Genomic DNA, 16,628 nt, shown 5'->3' with positions numbered 1-16,628 from the left:
GAATTGGTGTTCCTTCAAGAAAATAAGTTATTATTAATTAATAATGAAACAATCTTAAATCGTTTACTGCGATAATATGACAAAATATGAGAATATGACCTCCAAGCAATTCTCGAAGACATCGAACCTTTCCAGTAAAGATAAATGATATGGCCCGGAATGGACTTACCCGGCCATTCCTTCTTACGGGCTATGATCCTGAGAGGATGCGCAATCCTGTATTATCAATCACCTGATGACCGTCTCATATCTCCTGTCGCGATCATTTTTGCGATAACTATATTTAGCAGAATGATTTTTACATTTAAAAGTTGGAAAACCGCTCAAAACAAAAAACCTTTTTGCGGATTTCAGGCTTGAACAACGTTCTAGAATTCATTCATCTCATGAGGGACTTTGGAGATAATATGCATCTCATCATAGCAGAGAAACATATAGCGGCGAAAAGGATAGCAAGCATCCTTTCCCAGGACAAACTGAAACAGATAAGGGTAAGCGGGGTCGACACCTATGAGTTCGGTAGCGGAGAAGAGAGAAAGGTATTCATCGGCCTGAGCGGCCATATTGTAAAGCTTGACTTTCCCAAGGCATACAACAACTGGCAGAAGGTCGAGGCAGAAGAGCTGATAGATGCCCAGGTGATCACCACATCCACACAGGTCAAGATAGTGTCCGCACTCAAGAAACTGGGTAAGGAAACAACAAAAGCGACAATAGCCACTGATTACGACCGGGAAGGAGAGCTTATCGGTGTCGAAGCTGTGGACATACTTAAAAGTGTCAACCCCGATATCGAATTCGACAGGGTTCACTACAGTGCAATCACACCCAAGGAGATACATGATGCCTTCGGGAACCCTTCCCGGATAGACTTCAACCTCGCTGATGCCGGACATTCAAGGCAGGTCATTGACCTTGTATGGGGTGCTTCCCTCACGCGGTACATCTCCCTTGCCGCCGGACGCCTGGGCAACATGTTCCTGTCCGTGGGCAGGGTACAGTCACCCACGCTTGCACTCATAGTGGAACGTGAGAAGGAGAGGGACGCCTTCGTGGCTAAGAAGTACTGGGAACTCTCAGCAAGCCTGCAGACAAAGAAAGGAGAGATCTTCCAGGCAGAGCATAAGACCAGCCGCTTCTGGGAAAAAGAAGAGGTTGACAGTATCCTTAAGAAACTTAAAGACACTGCACTGGTCTCAAGCATAACGACATCCACCAAGACTGACAAGCAACCCACGCCCTTTAATACCACCGAGTTCATCAGTGCGGCAAGTGCCCTGGGTTACACTGCCTCAAGTGCGATGAACATTGCAGAATCACTCTACATGAACGGTTTTATCTCATATCCAAGGACTGACAATACTGTCTATCCTGAAAGTATCGACCTTAGGGCGCAGATCGAGATATTCGCCAAAGGTCCTTTCAAGGAGTATGCTGAGAAGCTCCTTGCAAAGAAGGAACTCGTGCCCACCAGGGGCAAGAAGGAAACAACAGACCACCCGCCTATCTATCCTGCATCCCTTGCAAAGAAATCAGAGCTGAGCGAGCAGGAATGGAAAGTCTACGAACTTGTTGTCAGGCGTTTTTTCGCAACATTTGCCGAGCCTGCAGAGTGGGAGACCATAAAGGCTCGTTTCGATATCAGCGGAGAGGAGTTCAAGGCCAACGGGGCCAGGCTTGTGGTCCCCGGCTGGCGCTGGTACTATCCCTACAACGCGCCGGAGGACCGGCTGCTCCCGGTACTCACGGAGGGCGATCAGCTTGCGGTCCTGAGCAAGGATGTCGCAGAGAAGGAGACGCAGCCCCCGGGTAGATACGGGCAGGGCAGGCTTATCAAGATCATGGAGGAACTCGGCCTCGGAACAAAGGCCACACGCCACGAGATCATCAGCAAGCTATACTCCAGGGCATATATACATGGGAACCCTCTCCAGCCTACCAAGACAGCCTTTGCCGTGGTCGAGTCGCTTGAAAAGTTCGCACCCACCATATCAAAACCCGACATGACAAGCAAGCTGGAAGCAGATATGGACAGGATAGCGGAAGGTGAGATCCCTGAGGAAGAGGTGCTCAATGAATCTAGGGAGATGCTGTTCTCGGTCTTCAGGGACCTTGCCGAGAACAGGGACAATATAAGTGAGTCACTGCGTGCCGGCCTGAGAGAGGACAAGATAATAGGAGTATGTCCTGAATGCGGCTCCAAGCTTATGGTCATGCGCTCAAAGAAAGGAGGACGTTTCATAGGCTGTGAAGGGTACCCGGAGTGCAATTTCTCACTGCCCCTGCCCCGTGGCGGGAAAGTGATAGTGACCGAGAAGACATGCGACCAGCATGACCTCTACCATATCAGCATCATCAACTCCGGCAAAAGACCCTGGAACCTGGGATGCCCGCAATGTAATTTCCTTGAGTGGCAGAAAGTGCAGGAAGAGGAGAAGAAGAATAACAACGGTAAGATAAAACCTAAAAAGATAACCGACATATCAGGTATAGGGAAGGTTACCGCCGAAAAACTTACCGAGGCGGGAGTATCCGATGTCAAGGACCTGGTCAGTATCGATCCACTGGAACTTTCAAGAACTACGAATATTCCGGTAAAGAAGATCAGGAGCTGGCAGGATGCCGTTGCCTGAACACTGAAAAGGTGATCATATGAAACTGGAATTCAAAGGAGCATGCAGGGAAGTAGGACGCTCGGCCGTCCTGGTCGATGACAGGATAATGATGGACTACGGCATAAAACCCGGCGAGGTCGCCCAGTACCCGGTGAGCGGCGCACGGCCTGAGGCTGTGCTCGTCTCGCATGCGCACCTTGACCACTCGGGCGCAGTTCCCAGTTTGATGGACATTGCACCTGACATCTATATGACGCCACTCACATTCGATCTTTCAAGCATGCTTGCCAGGGATACCCTGAGGATCGCGGAGAGAAGCGGAGAGATTGCCGCATACGACAGCACCGATCTTTCAAGATTCGTAGAGAACACACGTCGTATCGAACCAGGCCTGGAATTCCATGTACATGGCTACAGGGCGCAGTTCTATGATGCCGGTCATATACCCGGCGCCGCAGCCATCCATATAGAGGACAGGAGCCGGAAGAGCGTATTCTATACGGGGGACATTAACACGATAGATACTAGACTTGTGTCAGGTGCCACCGATTTCCCGGATGCGGATGCGCTGATCATTGAAAGTACTTATTTCGGGGAAGATCACCCTCCGAGGAAAGAGATAGAAAAGGCGTTCATGGACTCGCTCACGGACACAATCGACATGGGAGGAAATGTGATAATCCCGGCTTTCGCCATAGGAAGGACACAGGAGATACTCATGCTCCTGGATGCGCACGGCATTACAGCCTATGTCGACGGACTTGGGGTTTCCGCCTACAAGATAATGATCAAGCACCCTGAGGCCCTGCGCAACCCCACGCACCTGAGAAGGGCCTTTACAAATGCCATTGCGGTGGACGGGAGCAAAAGGGACAAAGTGCAGCTTGAGTCCTCAGTGATAGTGACCACCGCAGGAATGCTGAACGGAGGACCGGTGCTCCATTACCTTAAAAGGCTGTACAAGGACCCGAAATCAAAGATCCTGATAACCGGATACCAGGTTGAGGGCACCAATGGCAGGATGGCCCTTGATAACGGCATAATAGATAATGATGGGGTCATCCAGCAGCTTGCAATAAAGGTCGAGCAGTATGATTTCTCGGCTCATTGCGGAGACAGGGAGCTTAAGGGAATTGTGAAGGATTTCTGTGACAGGGGCACTGAGCATGTGTTCACCATGCACGGGGAAGACACAGTGGCTTTTGCAGAATGGGTCAGCAATGAGACCGGCGTAGACGCATACGCACCTGAGCTGGGTGATAGTTTCATCATCTGAATGTCTGTGTCTGCGCATGGATCACGAGGCTGTTCTTCATTTTAGCTTCTTCCATGGCAAGCCTCAGATTCTCGATGGCGCTCTCATGTTCAGGATCTATTGAGAGCACCTTTGAGAAACATTCGGCAGCATTCTCGTAAAGGCAGAGGTCGAGATAGACCATCCCTTTTTTATTCCACACTATCGCGAATTTGTTGTCAAGCTCTATTTCCTTGTGAACCTTGGTGTAACAATCCAGAGCCTCGTTATGCCTGCCAATGTATACGAGGACATCACCCTTGTTTATCCATGCATTGTCATTGCGCGGATCGATGCGCAGGATCCTGTTATAGCAATCAATGGCTTCCTCGAATAGTCCCAGATTAAAAAAGGCAACTCCCATATTGTACCATACGTCAGTATCGTTCCTGTTAAGATTCAGGGACCTCTCGAAGCAGTCCAGTGATTCTGCATACATTCCCATAAAAGTGAGAGCAATTCCCTTATTGTTCCATACAAGAGCAATAGCATCATCGCTCCAGAGAGCAGGGTCCCTTGTCTCACATTCGAGTATGAGGTCTAAATACTCTATTTTCTCTTCCGGCTCATCCGAGTCAAAAGCCAGTTTGAACCATTCTTCCGGTGTATCGCTCTCCATCCTGCCAACCAGCTCCACTATCAGGATAAAGGAATAATAAATATGCAAGTATCAGTATATTAGAACTATTCCTATTTTGTTAACGCACATCAACATTATTAACTTATCGAATCTTTTAGGCAGCTTTATATGAATCTCTTGAGAATCAGAGGGGATAGCATGCCAAAACTAGTTAAAAACAGCAACATCTACGCCATTCATGTTTCGGGACAGGCCACTTCAGATCATACTTAAAGACTTTCGGATATCATCTATATGCATAAGCCGGTCCGCATCAATACCTACAAGGCATACCCCTTTTTTATCCATGGACCATATCCTGTACCTGGCATTCACATCTTCAGGGATGCGTTCCGAGGGCAAGTGATTGATATCTATATACGATCCCGGGACCGTGTAGAAGTCAGGATTCAGCTCCATTATGCTGACAGCCTGCCTGAGGAGTGAGAGAAGATCGTTGATATCCTCCCTGTCCCATTGGTCCATTCTGGAACGTATAGAGGATAGCAGGACCCTGGCAACTCCCGGGTTTGCCAGGATCCTGTTGGAAAGGCAGATTGAAGCGTTATCGTATCTTACCTCATCATCGGGTCCCCGGAAACAATACAATCCGTCATCCATCATCCCGGGCAGGTCGAGGGGGAACTCGGACCCGTATATGGCTTTCTCAACCTTATCAAGGTCGAGATCATATGCATCGGCAATCCGTCTTACAGCTTTTTCTATCAGTATGCAGTTGTCCATCAGATCACCCGGACCAGACAAAATATCAGTCGCCCTCTAACTTTTCCAGATCCTCGGGAGTGTTTATGTTGGCAAAGCACATGAGCTCTTTGCCTCCGTGACATAAGGCCTCTGCTCCGGGATACAACACGTCATCCAGTTTCAGTACAGGAGACATGGCAAACCTATCCCCCTCCTGCAGGGAGGCTGCTATCGCATGCAGCATCGGGACTCTCCTGTATACGGCATGCAGGGGTTCCCTTGTACCGGAGGCGCTCACCGGGACCACTGCATCGTGGCCTTCTGCCATCCTGAACATGAGCTCAATGATATCCGCACTGATATAAGGCATATCGCAGGCTGTGACAAGTACATATTCCCCGCGGGCAGCCCTGAACCCTTCAAGCATGCCTGCAAGGGGACCTGTGTTTTGCATCCTGTCCAGTACGGTGTCCCTTCCGCGGGCATAAGATCCGAAGTACTTCCGCTGGGCTTCGTCCCTGAAGGAGATGATCACCTCATCGCATACAGTTTCCAGCACCTGCAGGGTATTCTCAATAAAAGTGGTTCCCTTAAAGGGAAGAAGCGCCTTCTCCCTTCCCTGAAGCCTTGTTCCCAGGCCGCCTGCCAGCAATACAGAGGATCTCTTCAAGCCTATGCAAGCCCCCGCCTGCGCTCACTGCGGTATTCGTCCAGTATCGATTTGAACTGCTGATGCTCTTTTTCCCGCACATGCGCCCGTATCTTCTCATCCCATTCCCTGATGGCCTCGTCCAGCATCGCTGGATCGACCATCGCAAAATCATCCACCCTCTGCACCTCAAGGCCCCTTATCACAGGCAGGTTGGAGTCGTAGAAATATTCCAGGGCAGCGTGCGGTATCTCTTCTGAGGTTATAACTGCACGGACCCCTGAATCTGCAAGCAGGGAAGCGGTAACGGGGCCTCCGCCGCTGGGATTCTCAAGATATACCAGGTCGCCTTTTTTAAGGCCGTAGGTGTCCTTTGTATGCTGTATGGCCTCCTTTGCGAAGGACGTGATGATCTTTACCGGCAGGCCCTCGCCTTTCATCTCTTTCTTATGCATCTGCTTCAGGCGCTTTGTATGCAAGCGCTGGTTCTTCAGGGATTTGCGGGCGCCGGCCAGCTCTTTTTTAAGGCGCTCGATCTCGCGGTCCCTTATCTGTATCTCCTTGTCCCTGCGCACCTTAAGGGACTCGGAAGTTCTCATCTTGCTGATGCGATGCTCCAGTGCCTCGATCTCGATCTCCTTCTGGCCGGATTCGTATTTGAGCTCGGCCACATATTCTTTAAGCTGCTTTACCTGGGCATTCTTCTGGCTCAGTTCCTCCCTCAGCCTGCTCACCTGCTCGTCAACATCAGGCGCTTCGGTCTTTTCAGGTGCCGGCCTGACATCCTTCTGCATCTTAGGCGAGGGCAGCACCTTTTCAATGGCTTCCTCGATGGAAGCGCCATGTATCACATGGAACTTCACCCTGTCGATATCAAGGTACTTAGGAGTCCTTTTCTCGATCCTGGAGAAGACATTCTTGTAATTCTTGTATGTTGTGAGCGCCGCTGCAAGGGAATCCCTTTCATGGTCATTGGAATAGCCGAATGTCCTGGCCAGCGCTATCTTCTCCTCTGCCCTCATCTCCCCGCCGGGCGTACCCAGGACTGCATTGAAACTGCGGCGTATCTTCTCAACGGCCGCGGGGGTGGGAAAGACATCAGTGGCAACCACCGCCGGTTTACCGTATTCGGCGATCAGCTTGACGACCTCATCATGTGATATCCCGCGGATACTGCGCGAGAGCAGTAATTCCCCCTCAAGGGAAAGTATGGCTATGCCAACCGTTGTTCCGGGATCTATCCCTACTATAGTGTATTTCCTGTCCTTCTTCTTCAGAGGCAGGTACTTTATCTTGTCCCTTTCCACGCTTTTGACGGTCACCTGAACATCGGCGGTATTGGAAGGTTTTACAGGCACCTTGTCCCTTCTTGCATTTACCGTGTACTCCACCCTCACATAGCCACCAAAGCCCTCTGTAGCCTTTGCGCTGTAAGTGAAGCCGGTCTCCCTGGAGAATCTCCGCAATACGTTCTCTATCTCCCTGCTCTTCTCCTTCACCCCGCCATGCACTTTCCTGCGATAGCGGTTCTGGCTCCAGCCACCCCTTCCAAGAGAGCGTGCCCTGCTTATCTTTATCTTTGTGACATCCTCAAAAAGGGATACCTCGCAGCCCACGCCCAGGCTTGCCAGGGTTGCACAAACTTCTGCCTCCTCGACCGGATTGAACTGGTTGAAGGAGATTCCGTGTTCCTGGGCAAGGCGCAGCAGGGGCTTCTGATGGATACCACCTGTAACCTGGACCAGCTTGGTGTTCTCAGGCAGCCTGCCAAGGAACTGCATCAGGTCGTTCTTGTCAGCGGCCAGCTCATATATATTGTCAACAGCAATATAATCAGGCCGATCCCTCTGCACCATTCCCAGGATCTTATGCCTGCGCAGCATGGTATATGGTGTGATCTCGCCTTCCCGGAGGACTGCAACCGCATACCGTGGCACGTCCTGAGCCCTGGAGGAACCTTTGGCGATATCAATACCGTAAATAACCCCGTTCTGCATACAATGTAACTTATGTTGGCGATAGCATATAGTTATGACTCTTGGACTTGCTTTATATAGGCCATCACTTCATCCTGATCCCTGCTGATATTGTATTTACGCTTGAAGTATTTGAGCACATTGAGCACATCCCTGGCAAGCAGCTCATCGGCCTGGGGGTGGCCTGTATCCACATACTGGGGCCAGTCGATTATCTGCACTCCACCGTCATATACGAAGATATTGTACTCGCTGATATCAGAGTGTATGATGCCTTTTCCGTAAGTGGCCTTCAGCTGATCGATTATCGTGTTCATGAACCATTCCGGATCTTCCAGTTTCGTCCGGTAGAGAAGGGAGCCGGGTGCAACTTCCATGACAAGTGCATGCCGGTTGTTGTCTATCAGCTTAGGCACAGCGACATCCGGATAAAGCTGCTTCATTATGTCTGCCTCTCTTTTGGCAGCAAGCCTGGCGGCATATATCCATGAGAAGTGTTCCTTGTCATCCAGGTGGGAACGTACCCTCTTTACGCTCTTGAAGCTGGTCCTGCCCTCCCTGTGGAACTTGATGATGACTCCCTGGGGCTCACCGATCCCAAGCTCGGCCTCCCGTACAGCCTCGATAACGACGGACTCCTTACCGACGCCGATCTCATCCCCTATGGCGCTCACGGTGCCTCTCTTGACAAATGTGTTGAGAGCAAGGGCGTCGTATGCATCGAAGTATATCTGGTATCCCTCGTAGGGAGTGTTGGTTGCCACGACCATCTTCTTGCGCATGAGCTGCCTGAGCTTGTGTTCCAGCGCGGCGAACGGCAGCCTGGTGAACTTCATAAGCTCTTCCACAGGCACCCATTCATAGTGTTTCATGCCCATCTCAATGCCCTGCAGTATGCGCAGGTCCTTGTTGTCCAGTTCTTTGAACTGTTTTATGACATCGTCTATCATCTGCTGTGTAATTGGCTGTATGGTTTAGATTGCTTTTGGTGAAGTTGTAAGGAATTTGCCTTACGTGTCTTGCGAACAGAAAGGAAGGAAAGAAAGGAAGCGATGCTAGGCAAATCTTTCCCAGGCTTCCTCCTCGACCCTCCTCATGACCTCCTTGAGCGGCAGCTTCACTTTTTCGGCGATCCTGCGACAGTCCTCGTACTCCGCGGACATGTGCAGTATCTCCCCTGTCCGGTCCTGGGCTATCTTGACAGGAACGTCGAACTCCTCACCCCGCAGGACGACGGGGACCTTTTCCATGCGGCGGTCTGCAATGTAGCGGTGTTTTGTGGGGATCACGCGCACCCCGAGGGTTCCGGTTTCCTTCATCAGCACCCTTGCAACATTATCGCTGTCCTGAGGCTTCGTTATGACTTTAATGATATGGCCGCTCCTGCCCTTCTTCATTATCGCGGCAGTGATGGTGACATCCCTTGCACCGGCCGAGAGCAGGCGGTCGAACAGGTTCCCGAGAACTTCACCGGTGACATCATCCACATTGGTTTCCAGGACTTCTATAGTGTCCCGGGACAGTGTGTCATGCATATCCATCAGTATCGCACGCAGCACATTCGGGTCCTCGGTATCGGCATCTCCTGCACCGTAACCTACGGATATGACCTGTCCCCTTGGAATATTCTCCACGGGCTTTGCGAAATAGGCAAGCAAGGCCGCACCGGTAGGTGTCAGCAGTTCCCGGCTGCCGGAACCATAGAACAGCAATCCCCCCTGTTTCAGGATCTCCAGGGTTGCAGGTGCGGGAACTGACATCATTCCGTGTGCAGCCTTCACTTTTCCCCCGCCAACATTTGCTGGCGTGCACAGCACTGCATCTGCGGCAATCTCATGGATGGCATAACAAGAACCTATCACATCCGCAAGGGCGTCATTCTGACCCACTTCATGGAAGTGCAGCTCCTCAAGAGGCACACCGTGCACACCTGACTCAGCTTCGGCCATTATGGCAAACACCCCAAGGGCACTCTGCTCCACTGCGGGAGGAAGCCCTGCACTTTTAATTACATCCACCAGGTCGTGGTAATGCCGGTGGTGAGTCTCCCGGGGGGCATGTATCTTTACGTCAACCGCCCTTATACCACGCTTATCGGCACTACCCACGGATACCGTAACGTCGACTGCGGATTCTATTACTTCCCTTACCTTTTCCCTGTCCGCACCAAGCCCGATAAGGCTTGCAAGTATCATATCCCCTGCTGCTCCTGAAAAAGGGTCGAATATAAGTGATCTCATGCTTTCACATCCTTTCATTTAATGGCGTCCATCCGGCTTTACTTCTGCAGGACGGACTTCAGGACTATTCCCTGCTCCTGGCCTTTGCCACTGTGTTTGCTATCCTTGCGGCAAAAGAGCCTGCCACGAAGCCTGCATCAATGTTAACCACCGAGAGGACAGAGCATGACTGCAGCATCGAGAGCAGGGCAGCCTCGCCTTTTGCCCCTGCTCCATAGCCGGTTGATACCGGAACACCAATAACGGGTACATCCACAAGGCCGGAGACTACTGTCGGTAGGGTTCCTTCCCTTCCGGCTGCCACAACTATGGCATCAGGCTTGCGGTCCTGGAGCTTGAGCATCTCCCCTACCAGCCTGTGGAAGCCTGCAACACCCACATCATAGATGGCAATGGTCTCGCAGCCCAGTTCATGGGCCACCATGCGGGCCTCCTCGGCAACGTCAATATCAGCAGTACCGGCTGTAATAATGGCGACAACACCCCCGGTCCTTGGTGAGGGCGTACCGTCGTGGACAACTGCTGCGTTCCGGTGCAGGCTCCATTCGATCTCTACCGGCTTGAAGTCGGATTCCAGCGCCTCCCTGTGCTTCACACCCAGGCGGGTTATGAGCACCCTGCCAGTAGCAGCAACCTGCGCCTTTGCTATCTGCACCACATCCTCAGGGTCTTTGCCCTCAGCCAGGATGGCTTCCATTATCCCGGTGCGATGCCTCCTGAAAATATCCACCTTCGCGATATCGGAAACAGGAACATAGCCCATAGAGCGTATCTGCGCTTCTGCGGTTTCCAGATCCAGCTCATTATCATGTACTTTGCTAAGTATGTTCTTTAGTTCCATTTGAGACTCCGTGTCATAAAAGCATGATTGTTTGTAATAGAAAAGTATAATATGAATAAAGCTCTGTTCCCTTTATGGAAGGACCGCTTGGAAAATTATATTCATTGCCGATCGCAATCCTGCTTGCAGTTGGTGCTTTACTGAGTGCTTTCCTGTTCTACAGCATGATGAAGTATGCAGAGACAGGGAATATAATAATGGTCATACTGCTTGCCATCGCAATCTCCATAGTTGCACTTGTGATAGGACAGGCCATCAAGCTCCAGAAATTCAGGGATCTTTAAGAGGGATTATTTCATCCTGCTCCTGGCTTCCTCCACTTCCTCGATGACTCCCGGATATTCCCTGAACATGTACAGTATATCCATTGCAGCTACAAGATCCACAACACCTATGGCAGCTATCGCATCACCTACATGTCCTCTTATGGGAACCACTACTACAGCTTTCCCCTTATAGGTCCCTTCGGATGGCACCTTCCTGATAACAGTATTTGTCTGGAGCGCTTCTTCCAGGACCGGACCCGTGTATTCCGTTTCAAGGACCACGCCCCTCTCCATGCGGATGCCCTTATGGTTCCTGCTTCGGATAGTAACAGGTATTCCCAGCAGGGCATGTACCACCTGGGCTACAGGTTGCAGTTCTTGAGCTGTCGAGTCTGCACATATCCTGAGACAATACTGGTCATATTCGTTGTTATCGTTCATCTTGATCATCCCTTTTTATGGATTCAGATATCCTGTGGCCTGAGTTTGAGGCCTGTAATGTACTCCTGTGCTGAGACCGCCGCCACGGCCCCGTCAGCAACCGCCGTGACAACCTGCCATAGAGATGTCTCACGGCAGTCACCGGCAGCATAGATACCCTTAACAGAAGTTTCCATCCTCGCGTTTGTTCTTATGAAGCCGTTTTCGTTCTTGTCAAGCTCAACCAGTGAGGTATTGGGATTGATACCTACATATATGAAGACCCCGTCAATGTTCTTTTCGGTCACTTCATCTGTCTTCAGATTCCTCAGGATGACCTTCTCCACAGCATCCTCGCCTATGATCTCCTCGAGAACGGTATCCCAGATGAATTCGATATTCTCCTTCAGGAAAGCCCTTTGCTGCAGTACCTTACACGACCTGAGAGTATCCCTCCTGTGGACAACATAGACTTTGCTTGCGATACCTGACAGGATCAGGGCATCGGTGACAGCTGACTCGCCCCCGCCCACAACCAGAACCTCCTGGTCCTCAAAGAAAGGAGCGTCACAGGTAGCACAGTAAGATACACCTTTCCCCAGCAGCTTTCTCTCACCCGGAACGCCGAGAAGCCGCGGGTTCGCACCTGTTGCAATGATGACCGCATGTGCATGGAGCTCCTCCTCTCGGGTGAGAACAAGCTTCTTATCGGTTACAGATTCAACTTTTATAACATCGGCCTTCTTTATTGTGACCCCGTTAGCCAGGGCATGCTCCTTGAAGCGGCCCATGAGTTCCTTTCCGGAAGCAGAAATGAAGCCGGGATAGTTTTCTATCACCGTTGCCATGGATATCTGCCCGGGGACTGCGGACTGCTCGAGTACCAGCGTATCCAGTCCGTACCTTGCGGCGTATATAGATGCAGCCAGCCCTGCAGGCCCTGCTCCTATAATGATCAGGTCATACATACTCTCAACCGTCATACCACAACGACATGGCTTGCCTTTTCCCTGTCAGGCACACCCACGAATACAACCTTGTCATCGATTATCGTTGTAGGAATAGAGCGGATCTTGAACTTTTTCGCAAGCTCTTTACCTTCAGGTGTGTCCAGCTCGACTTCCTCATACTCAAAGTCATACTTTTCCTTCAGTTCGCGCCAGAGTTCCTTCGCGGTCGGGCAGAAATGACACCATTCCGAATGAACAAGGGTTACCTTTACCAAAATATACCACTCCTGTTAGATTCTTCATTCAATCTATTATCTGAAAAGTATATCTAATTATTGACTCCGGTTTAAGTACCGCTACTCATAGAATGACTGCTGATGCTGGCTCCGGAAGGCTGAGGGCAAAAACAGGAATAAATATAATGAGATATGTTATAATGATAATATCTTATATGCAGTGAAAATTATTTTTAAAATACAGGAGATATTGAATGCCACGCTATACAATGGAAGAGTTCATAAGGACCACCAGGCAGAAAGACCTCGGTGAGGGTAAGTTCGAACTGGAAAGAGACAGGCTGCTTGAAATCAACCTTAACGGAAAGGTATGGATAAAAAGAGGCGCAATGGTAGCATACCTTGGGAATGTGAAGTTCATCCGTGAAGGAGTACTGGAGCACGGCCTTGGGAAATTTGTAAAAAAGGCATTTACTGGGGAAGGAGTATCTCTCACAAAGGCCGAAGGAACGGGCAAAGTATACCTGGCCGATACCGGCAAGAAGATATCCATCATCAACCTGGAGAACCAGTCTATTTTTGTCAACGGGAACGACCTGCTTGCCTTTGAGGACAGCGTCAGCTGGGATATCAAGCTCATGAAAAGAGTTGCAAGCATGATGTCCGGGGGACTCTTCAATGTAAAGATGGAAGGAACAGGCATGATTGCCATCACGACCCATTACGACCCTCTGACACTGAGAGTGACAAATGACCAGCCCGTCTATACCGACCCCAACGCAACGGTGGCATGGTCAGGAAACCTTGTTCCCGAACTCAAGACAGATATCTCGTTAAAGACCTTTGTGGGAAGGTCCAGCGGCGAGAGCGTGCAGATGGCCTTCAGGGGAGAGGGATTCGTTGTCGTGCAGCCCTTTGAAGAGGTCACCTACATTACCACAGCAGCCTGATACATGAACATTTAAGCAGCGGACAATGACAGACCCTTGCAGGGAACTCACACCTGCATTCAGGCTTTTGTGATGCAGTCGTAATCCACATTGACCCTTGTCATTGGAGGGACATCGCCCCAGAGACCGATATACTCCCCCTGTATCACGATGGCACCTTTGATCCCGGGAACATGCCGTACAGCTTCAAAGGAAGCTTCCACTGCATCCTTTCCGATGCCGGTGGCATTCCCCAGGGCAGTGGCCGCAGCATCTGCAAGGGACACATTGTCCGAGAGAATCACTGCCGCATCAGCCATCCCGAAACTTATGGATGGGCCGACTGTACCCGAGGATGTACAGATGCCGGTGATAGTATCCCTTTCCTCCATTGTGAAGCCAAGATCTTTCAACGGCGAGTTGCCTGCATAGATACCTACCATAACCGGACGGTCATTGATAATGGCAATGTCACCCCCGTTATCAACAATGGCAAAACTGGCCCCTGCCTCAACCATTGCTTCAACGGCAAAGGCAGAGATGGTGCCTGCCACAGCGCTCATGGGGCCGATGCCCATGGTTGTGGCTGCCTCGGTCATCCGCCTTACGATATCAGGAGCCCTGCCTTTTATGGAATATGGCTCAAGGCTTGTCCTGAAAAAAGGATCGAAGGAGATATACCTTTCAAGCTCCAGCCTCTGGCGGATTATCTCCTCTTTGGCCACTTCTATATGGGAGCGTTCATCCGCCTGGATGCTGACTATGGTCTCTTTCAGCCTGTAGTGTTCTTTCATAAGGGAAGTATAACACGGGAAGTAGTACCCTGAACTACCTCATTTGTTGTTTATCAGGGTAAGCGCCCGCTGGGGACACATCTCGACACAGGTTCCGCACTGGATACATTTTGCCTTGTCTACCTTAAGGCTGTAGTCCTCTTCCAGGGAAAACACCCTGGTGGGGCAGACGGATATGCATGCGCTGCATTCAACACATTCCTCCTCGTTCCATTCGATGGGAGAATCAAGCCTTGTGACACGTGCACCTCTTGATGACAAAGCCTTGTACATCTTCTCGTAATGCTCTTCCATCACATCAGCCACGATCTCCCCATGGGAGCGGTCAAAGTGGGCCTGGGAAACATTCAGGAGGACGCCGGTCTCAAGGATCGATTCGGCTATTATGGGCTTTACTACGGTTTCGCTGGAGATGTTGATTTTTATCTTCATATCAGTGCCTCCTGGCAAACAGTTTGCTTATGTCATCGCTTGTGATAATGCCTACCACGTGGTTCCCGCCGTTAACGACCGGGAGTGCCGAGACACCGTGCTGGTCAAGACGCCTGGCGACAACTGCAACCTGTTCATCCCCCCTGGCAGTGATGACCTTGCGCGTCATGATGTCCTCCACAAGGTCGAACTTGTTCTGGGACACTGCCTTTGAGATATCCCAGGCCGTCACTATACCCACCAGGACATTGTCCTTGCTGACCACCGGCAGGTGATTGAAAGCTGTCTCCATGATGATCTTTGCTGCTTTGTAGACACTTGCATCCTTTTCTATTGTCACCACGCTGACGGACATGATGTCGGAAACAAAAGAAACACCTTCGGTCTCTTTCATGGCATGAGATGATGTGTTTCCGGGCAATCGTTCCACAGGCATGCTCACGAAGAAATCACCCCTGGATATCCAGTCCCTGAGCTCGGAGGCTATCGCCCGTGCCCTCTTGAAACTTGAGAGTGAGGACGTTGCGACTTCCCTGCCCTCAAGCTCAACATGGCCTGAACGCAGTTCCTCGTATGTCACCTTACGCAGGACCGGACGGTCACGGCTGGGTACGGAATAATCAAGGATGCTGGTTGTAATATCGGCATCCCTTACCGCGGTAGCCTGTGCTATCCTTTCATCAAGCACCGGGATTGGAATGCCCATTCCTACATACAGGGATGTGCCATAGCCTGTGAAATTGGCGGCTCTTATGTAGTCGGGGCTCATCTTCTTGAGGTCGCCCTGCACCATGAGAGTGCCGAACATGCCCGCTGAAGCATGCTGGGTCCCCTGTCCCACGATATAGCCCTGAGCGCCTCCGAGGAAGATGCGTGTCCCCGTACCGATGGTCAGGTATTCCGGATCATTGGAAAGTGGGGACAGGACACCTGCACCCGAATATGTCACATTGCCAAGTCTTGGCAGCAGGGAGCCCATGTAAGTGTGAATGGTCTGTTTGGAGCTATTGGTTGCTGCATTATATTTCTGGTAGGCGTTGCGGGGATTGATCATAATTGCCTGATTCATGTCATCCAGGCTAAGGGAAGTATCAAGCACTTTGCGGGGATAACAGTCGGTCCCATGGGATATTGCATGCACATCTACGGACTTGCCGCGCAAAAGATCCTCGATGACATGCGCTCCGCCATAGTCCATGCCCTGTGATTCGGAGAGCTGGGTGGCACCCATGTATGCGTCCACCGCTGCAACACCTGTGTATGCCTCAACATCATTCATCCAGACCTTCTGCATCTTGATAGGAGGTTCAGAGTGGCCGAAGTTGAACCAGACACCCGAGGAGCACATTGCGCCGAAGGTGCCTGTAGTGACAACATCGACCTCCCGGGAAGCGCCTTCGGGGCCGAGTTCACCTACAATGTTCACCATCTCCTCGGCAGTGACAACGTTCACACTTCCGTCCCTGATCCTAGCGTTGATTTCATGAATTGTTTTTTTGACCATGCGTTATACCCTCGGGATTATGAAAAATTAATAATTTAGCCTAGTATAAATTACTTGTGGTAATTCCTGTTGGAGATTTTTTCCTTGACACTCCACGACTACACTCCGTGACAGAACACTAAAGAACACGTCAATGCCCATGGTTCCAACAAAAATGA

At 50.8% G+C, this 16,628-nt stretch carries 17 protein-coding genes; 4 read left to right on the top strand and 13 right to left on the bottom strand.

Annotated features, from left to right (window positions below; all coding sequences use genetic code 11):
• The first annotated feature begins 407 nt into the window (after positions 1-407).
• Both PV02_RS03745 and PV02_RS03740 read left to right on the top strand, forming a co-directional pair.
• Complete coding sequence (locus tag PV02_RS03745; protein ID WP_256622156.1) at positions 408-2,633, top strand: DNA topoisomerase I; 2,226 nt, start codon at positions 408-410, stop codon at positions 2,631-2,633.
• A 19-nt stretch (positions 2,634-2,652) separates the two neighbouring features.
• Complete coding sequence (locus PV02_RS03740) at positions 2,653-3,891, top strand: MBL fold metallo-hydrolase (protein ID WP_256622019.1); 1,239 nt, start codon at positions 2,653-2,655, stop codon at positions 3,889-3,891.
• Here PV02_RS03740 and PV02_RS03735 read toward each other — a convergent pair.
• From PV02_RS03735 to larB, 7 genes are all read right to left on the bottom strand, one after another.
• Complete coding sequence (locus PV02_RS03735) at positions 3,884-4,546, bottom strand: tetratricopeptide repeat protein (RefSeq protein ID WP_256622018.1); 663 nt, start codon at positions 4,544-4,546, stop codon at positions 3,884-3,886. The genes PV02_RS03740 and PV02_RS03735 overlap by 8 nt on opposite strands.
• 201 nt (positions 4,547-4,747) lie before the next feature.
• Positions 4,748-5,272, bottom strand: a complete 525-nt coding sequence (locus PV02_RS03730) for a hypothetical protein (protein ID WP_256622017.1) — start codon at positions 5,270-5,272, stop codon at positions 4,748-4,750.
• A 25-nt stretch (positions 5,273-5,297) separates the two neighbouring features.
• Positions 5,298-5,903 (bottom strand): molybdenum cofactor guanylyltransferase, encoded by a 606-nt coding sequence (gene mobA, locus PV02_RS03725; protein WP_256622016.1) that lies wholly within the window; start codon positions 5,901-5,903, stop codon positions 5,298-5,300.
• A gap of 2 nt (positions 5,904-5,905) precedes the next feature.
• Positions 5,906-7,879: a DUF460 domain-containing protein gene (locus tag PV02_RS03720; protein WP_256622015.1), complete on the bottom strand. Its 1,974-nt coding sequence runs from the start codon at positions 7,877-7,879 to the stop codon at positions 5,906-5,908.
• Between the two features lie 32 nt (positions 7,880-7,911).
• Positions 7,912-8,808, bottom strand: a complete 897-nt coding sequence (locus PV02_RS03715; protein ID WP_256622014.1) for a serine/threonine-protein kinase RIO2 — start codon at positions 8,806-8,808, stop codon at positions 7,912-7,914.
• Positions 8,809-8,913: 105 nt separating this feature from the next.
• Complete coding sequence (gene larC / locus PV02_RS03710) at positions 8,914-10,098, bottom strand: nickel pincer cofactor biosynthesis protein LarC (protein WP_256622013.1); 1,185 nt, start codon at positions 10,096-10,098, stop codon at positions 8,914-8,916.
• 64 nt (positions 10,099-10,162) lie between these two features.
• Positions 10,163-10,939, bottom strand: a complete 777-nt coding sequence (gene larB, locus PV02_RS03705) for a nickel pincer cofactor biosynthesis protein LarB (RefSeq protein ID WP_256622012.1) — start codon at positions 10,937-10,939, stop codon at positions 10,163-10,165.
• A gap of 74 nt (positions 10,940-11,013) precedes the next feature.
• Here larB and PV02_RS03700 point away from each other — a divergent pair, with 74 nt between their 5' ends.
• Entirely contained in the window at positions 11,014-11,223 is a 210-nt protein-coding gene (locus PV02_RS03700) for a hypothetical protein (protein ID WP_256622011.1), read from the top strand.
• Between the two features lie 6 nt (positions 11,224-11,229).
• Here PV02_RS03700 and PV02_RS03695 read toward each other — a convergent pair whose 3' ends face one another.
• Genes PV02_RS03695 through PV02_RS03685 form a run of 3 tightly spaced genes read right to left on the bottom strand, consistent with a single transcriptional unit; the run spans position 11,230 to position 12,850 of the window.
• Positions 11,230-11,646 (bottom strand): DUF2111 domain-containing protein, encoded by a 417-nt coding sequence (locus PV02_RS03695; protein ID WP_256622010.1) that lies wholly within the window; start codon positions 11,644-11,646, stop codon positions 11,230-11,232.
• A 23-nt stretch (positions 11,647-11,669) separates the two neighbouring features.
• Entirely contained in the window at positions 11,670-12,608 is a 939-nt protein-coding gene (gene trxB, locus PV02_RS03690; protein ID WP_256622009.1) for a thioredoxin-disulfide reductase, read from the bottom strand.
• Complete coding sequence (locus tag PV02_RS03685; protein ID WP_256622008.1) at positions 12,605-12,850, bottom strand: glutaredoxin family protein; 246 nt, start codon at positions 12,848-12,850, stop codon at positions 12,605-12,607. Before PV02_RS03685 ends, trxB begins: the two co-directional genes overlap by 4 nt.
• A 215-nt stretch (positions 12,851-13,065) precedes the next feature.
• Here PV02_RS03685 and PV02_RS03680 point away from each other — a divergent pair, with 215 nt between their 5' ends.
• Complete coding sequence (locus PV02_RS03680) at positions 13,066-13,761, top strand: AIM24 family protein (RefSeq protein WP_256622007.1); 696 nt, start codon at positions 13,066-13,068, stop codon at positions 13,759-13,761.
• Positions 13,762-13,820: 59 nt separating this feature from the next.
• On the opposite strand, the gene PV02_RS03675 is transcribed toward PV02_RS03680, so the two are convergent.
• From PV02_RS03675 to PV02_RS03665, 3 genes are read right to left on the bottom strand one after another with little or no spacing between them, the layout of a single operon-like run.
• Positions 13,821-14,534 (bottom strand): UPF0280 family protein, encoded by a 714-nt coding sequence (locus PV02_RS03675; RefSeq protein ID WP_256622006.1) that lies wholly within the window; start codon positions 14,532-14,534, stop codon positions 13,821-13,823.
• A gap of 39 nt (positions 14,535-14,573) precedes the next feature.
• On the bottom strand, positions 14,574-14,966 hold the full coding sequence (locus tag PV02_RS03670) for a 4Fe-4S binding protein (protein WP_256622005.1): 393 nt from the start codon (positions 14,964-14,966) through the stop codon (positions 14,574-14,576).
• 1 nt (position 14,967) lies between these two features.
• Complete coding sequence (locus PV02_RS03665) at positions 14,968-16,470, bottom strand: homocysteine biosynthesis protein (RefSeq protein ID WP_256622004.1); 1,503 nt, start codon at positions 16,468-16,470, stop codon at positions 14,968-14,970.
• Between the last annotated feature and the right edge of the window lie 158 nt (positions 16,471-16,628).

Source organism: Methanolobus chelungpuianus (genome assembly GCF_024500045.1).
Classification (GTDB): Archaea; Halobacteriota; Methanosarcinia; order Methanosarcinales; family Methanosarcinaceae; genus Methanolobus; species Methanolobus chelungpuianus.
Note: the sequence above shows the minus strand (reverse complement) of the source record. Positions and strands in the feature narration are given on the sequence as shown.

What these genes read in the sequence shown, in the direction of transcription:
- larC (WP_256622013.1), bottom strand. Translation starts at nt 10,098, where the DNA reads ATGAGATCACTTATATTCGACCCTTTTTCAGGAGCAGCAGGGGATATG.
- larB (WP_256622012.1), bottom strand. Translation starts at nt 10,939, where the DNA reads ATGGAACTAAAGAACATACTTAGCAAAGTACATGATAATGAGCTGGAT.
- PV02_RS03670 (WP_256622005.1), bottom strand. Translation starts at nt 14,966, where the DNA reads ATGAAGATAAAAATCAACATCTCCAGCGAAACCGTAGTAAAGCCCATA.
- PV02_RS03745 (WP_256622156.1), top strand. Translation starts at nt 408, where the DNA reads ATGCATCTCATCATAGCAGAGAAACATATAGCGGCGAAAAGGATAGCA.
- PV02_RS03720 (WP_256622015.1), bottom strand. Translation starts at nt 7,879, where the DNA reads ATGCAGAACGGGGTTATTTACGGTATTGATATCGCCAAAGGTTCCTCC.
- PV02_RS03740 (WP_256622019.1), top strand. Translation starts at nt 2,653, where the DNA reads ATGAAACTGGAATTCAAAGGAGCATGCAGGGAAGTAGGACGCTCGGCC.
- PV02_RS03675 (WP_256622006.1), bottom strand. Translation starts at nt 14,534, where the DNA reads ATGAAAGAACACTACAGGCTGAAAGAGACCATAGTCAGCATCCAGGCG.
- PV02_RS03665 (WP_256622004.1), bottom strand. Translation starts at nt 16,470, where the DNA reads ATGGTCAAAAAAACAATTCATGAAATCAACGCTAGGATCAGGGACGGA.
- PV02_RS03715 (WP_256622014.1), bottom strand. Translation starts at nt 8,808, where the DNA reads ATGATAGACGATGTCATAAAACAGTTCAAAGAACTGGACAACAAGGAC.
- PV02_RS03700 (WP_256622011.1), top strand. Translation starts at nt 11,014, where the DNA reads ATGGAAGGACCGCTTGGAAAATTATATTCATTGCCGATCGCAATCCTG.
- trxB (WP_256622009.1), bottom strand. Translation starts at nt 12,608, where the DNA reads ATGACGGTTGAGAGTATGTATGACCTGATCATTATAGGAGCAGGGCCT.
- PV02_RS03680 (WP_256622007.1), top strand. Translation starts at nt 13,066, where the DNA reads ATGCCACGCTATACAATGGAAGAGTTCATAAGGACCACCAGGCAGAAA.
- PV02_RS03730 (WP_256622017.1), bottom strand. Translation starts at nt 5,272, where the DNA reads ATGGACAACTGCATACTGATAGAAAAAGCTGTAAGACGGATTGCCGAT.
- PV02_RS03695 (WP_256622010.1), bottom strand. Translation starts at nt 11,646, where the DNA reads ATGAACGATAACAACGAATATGACCAGTATTGTCTCAGGATATGTGCA.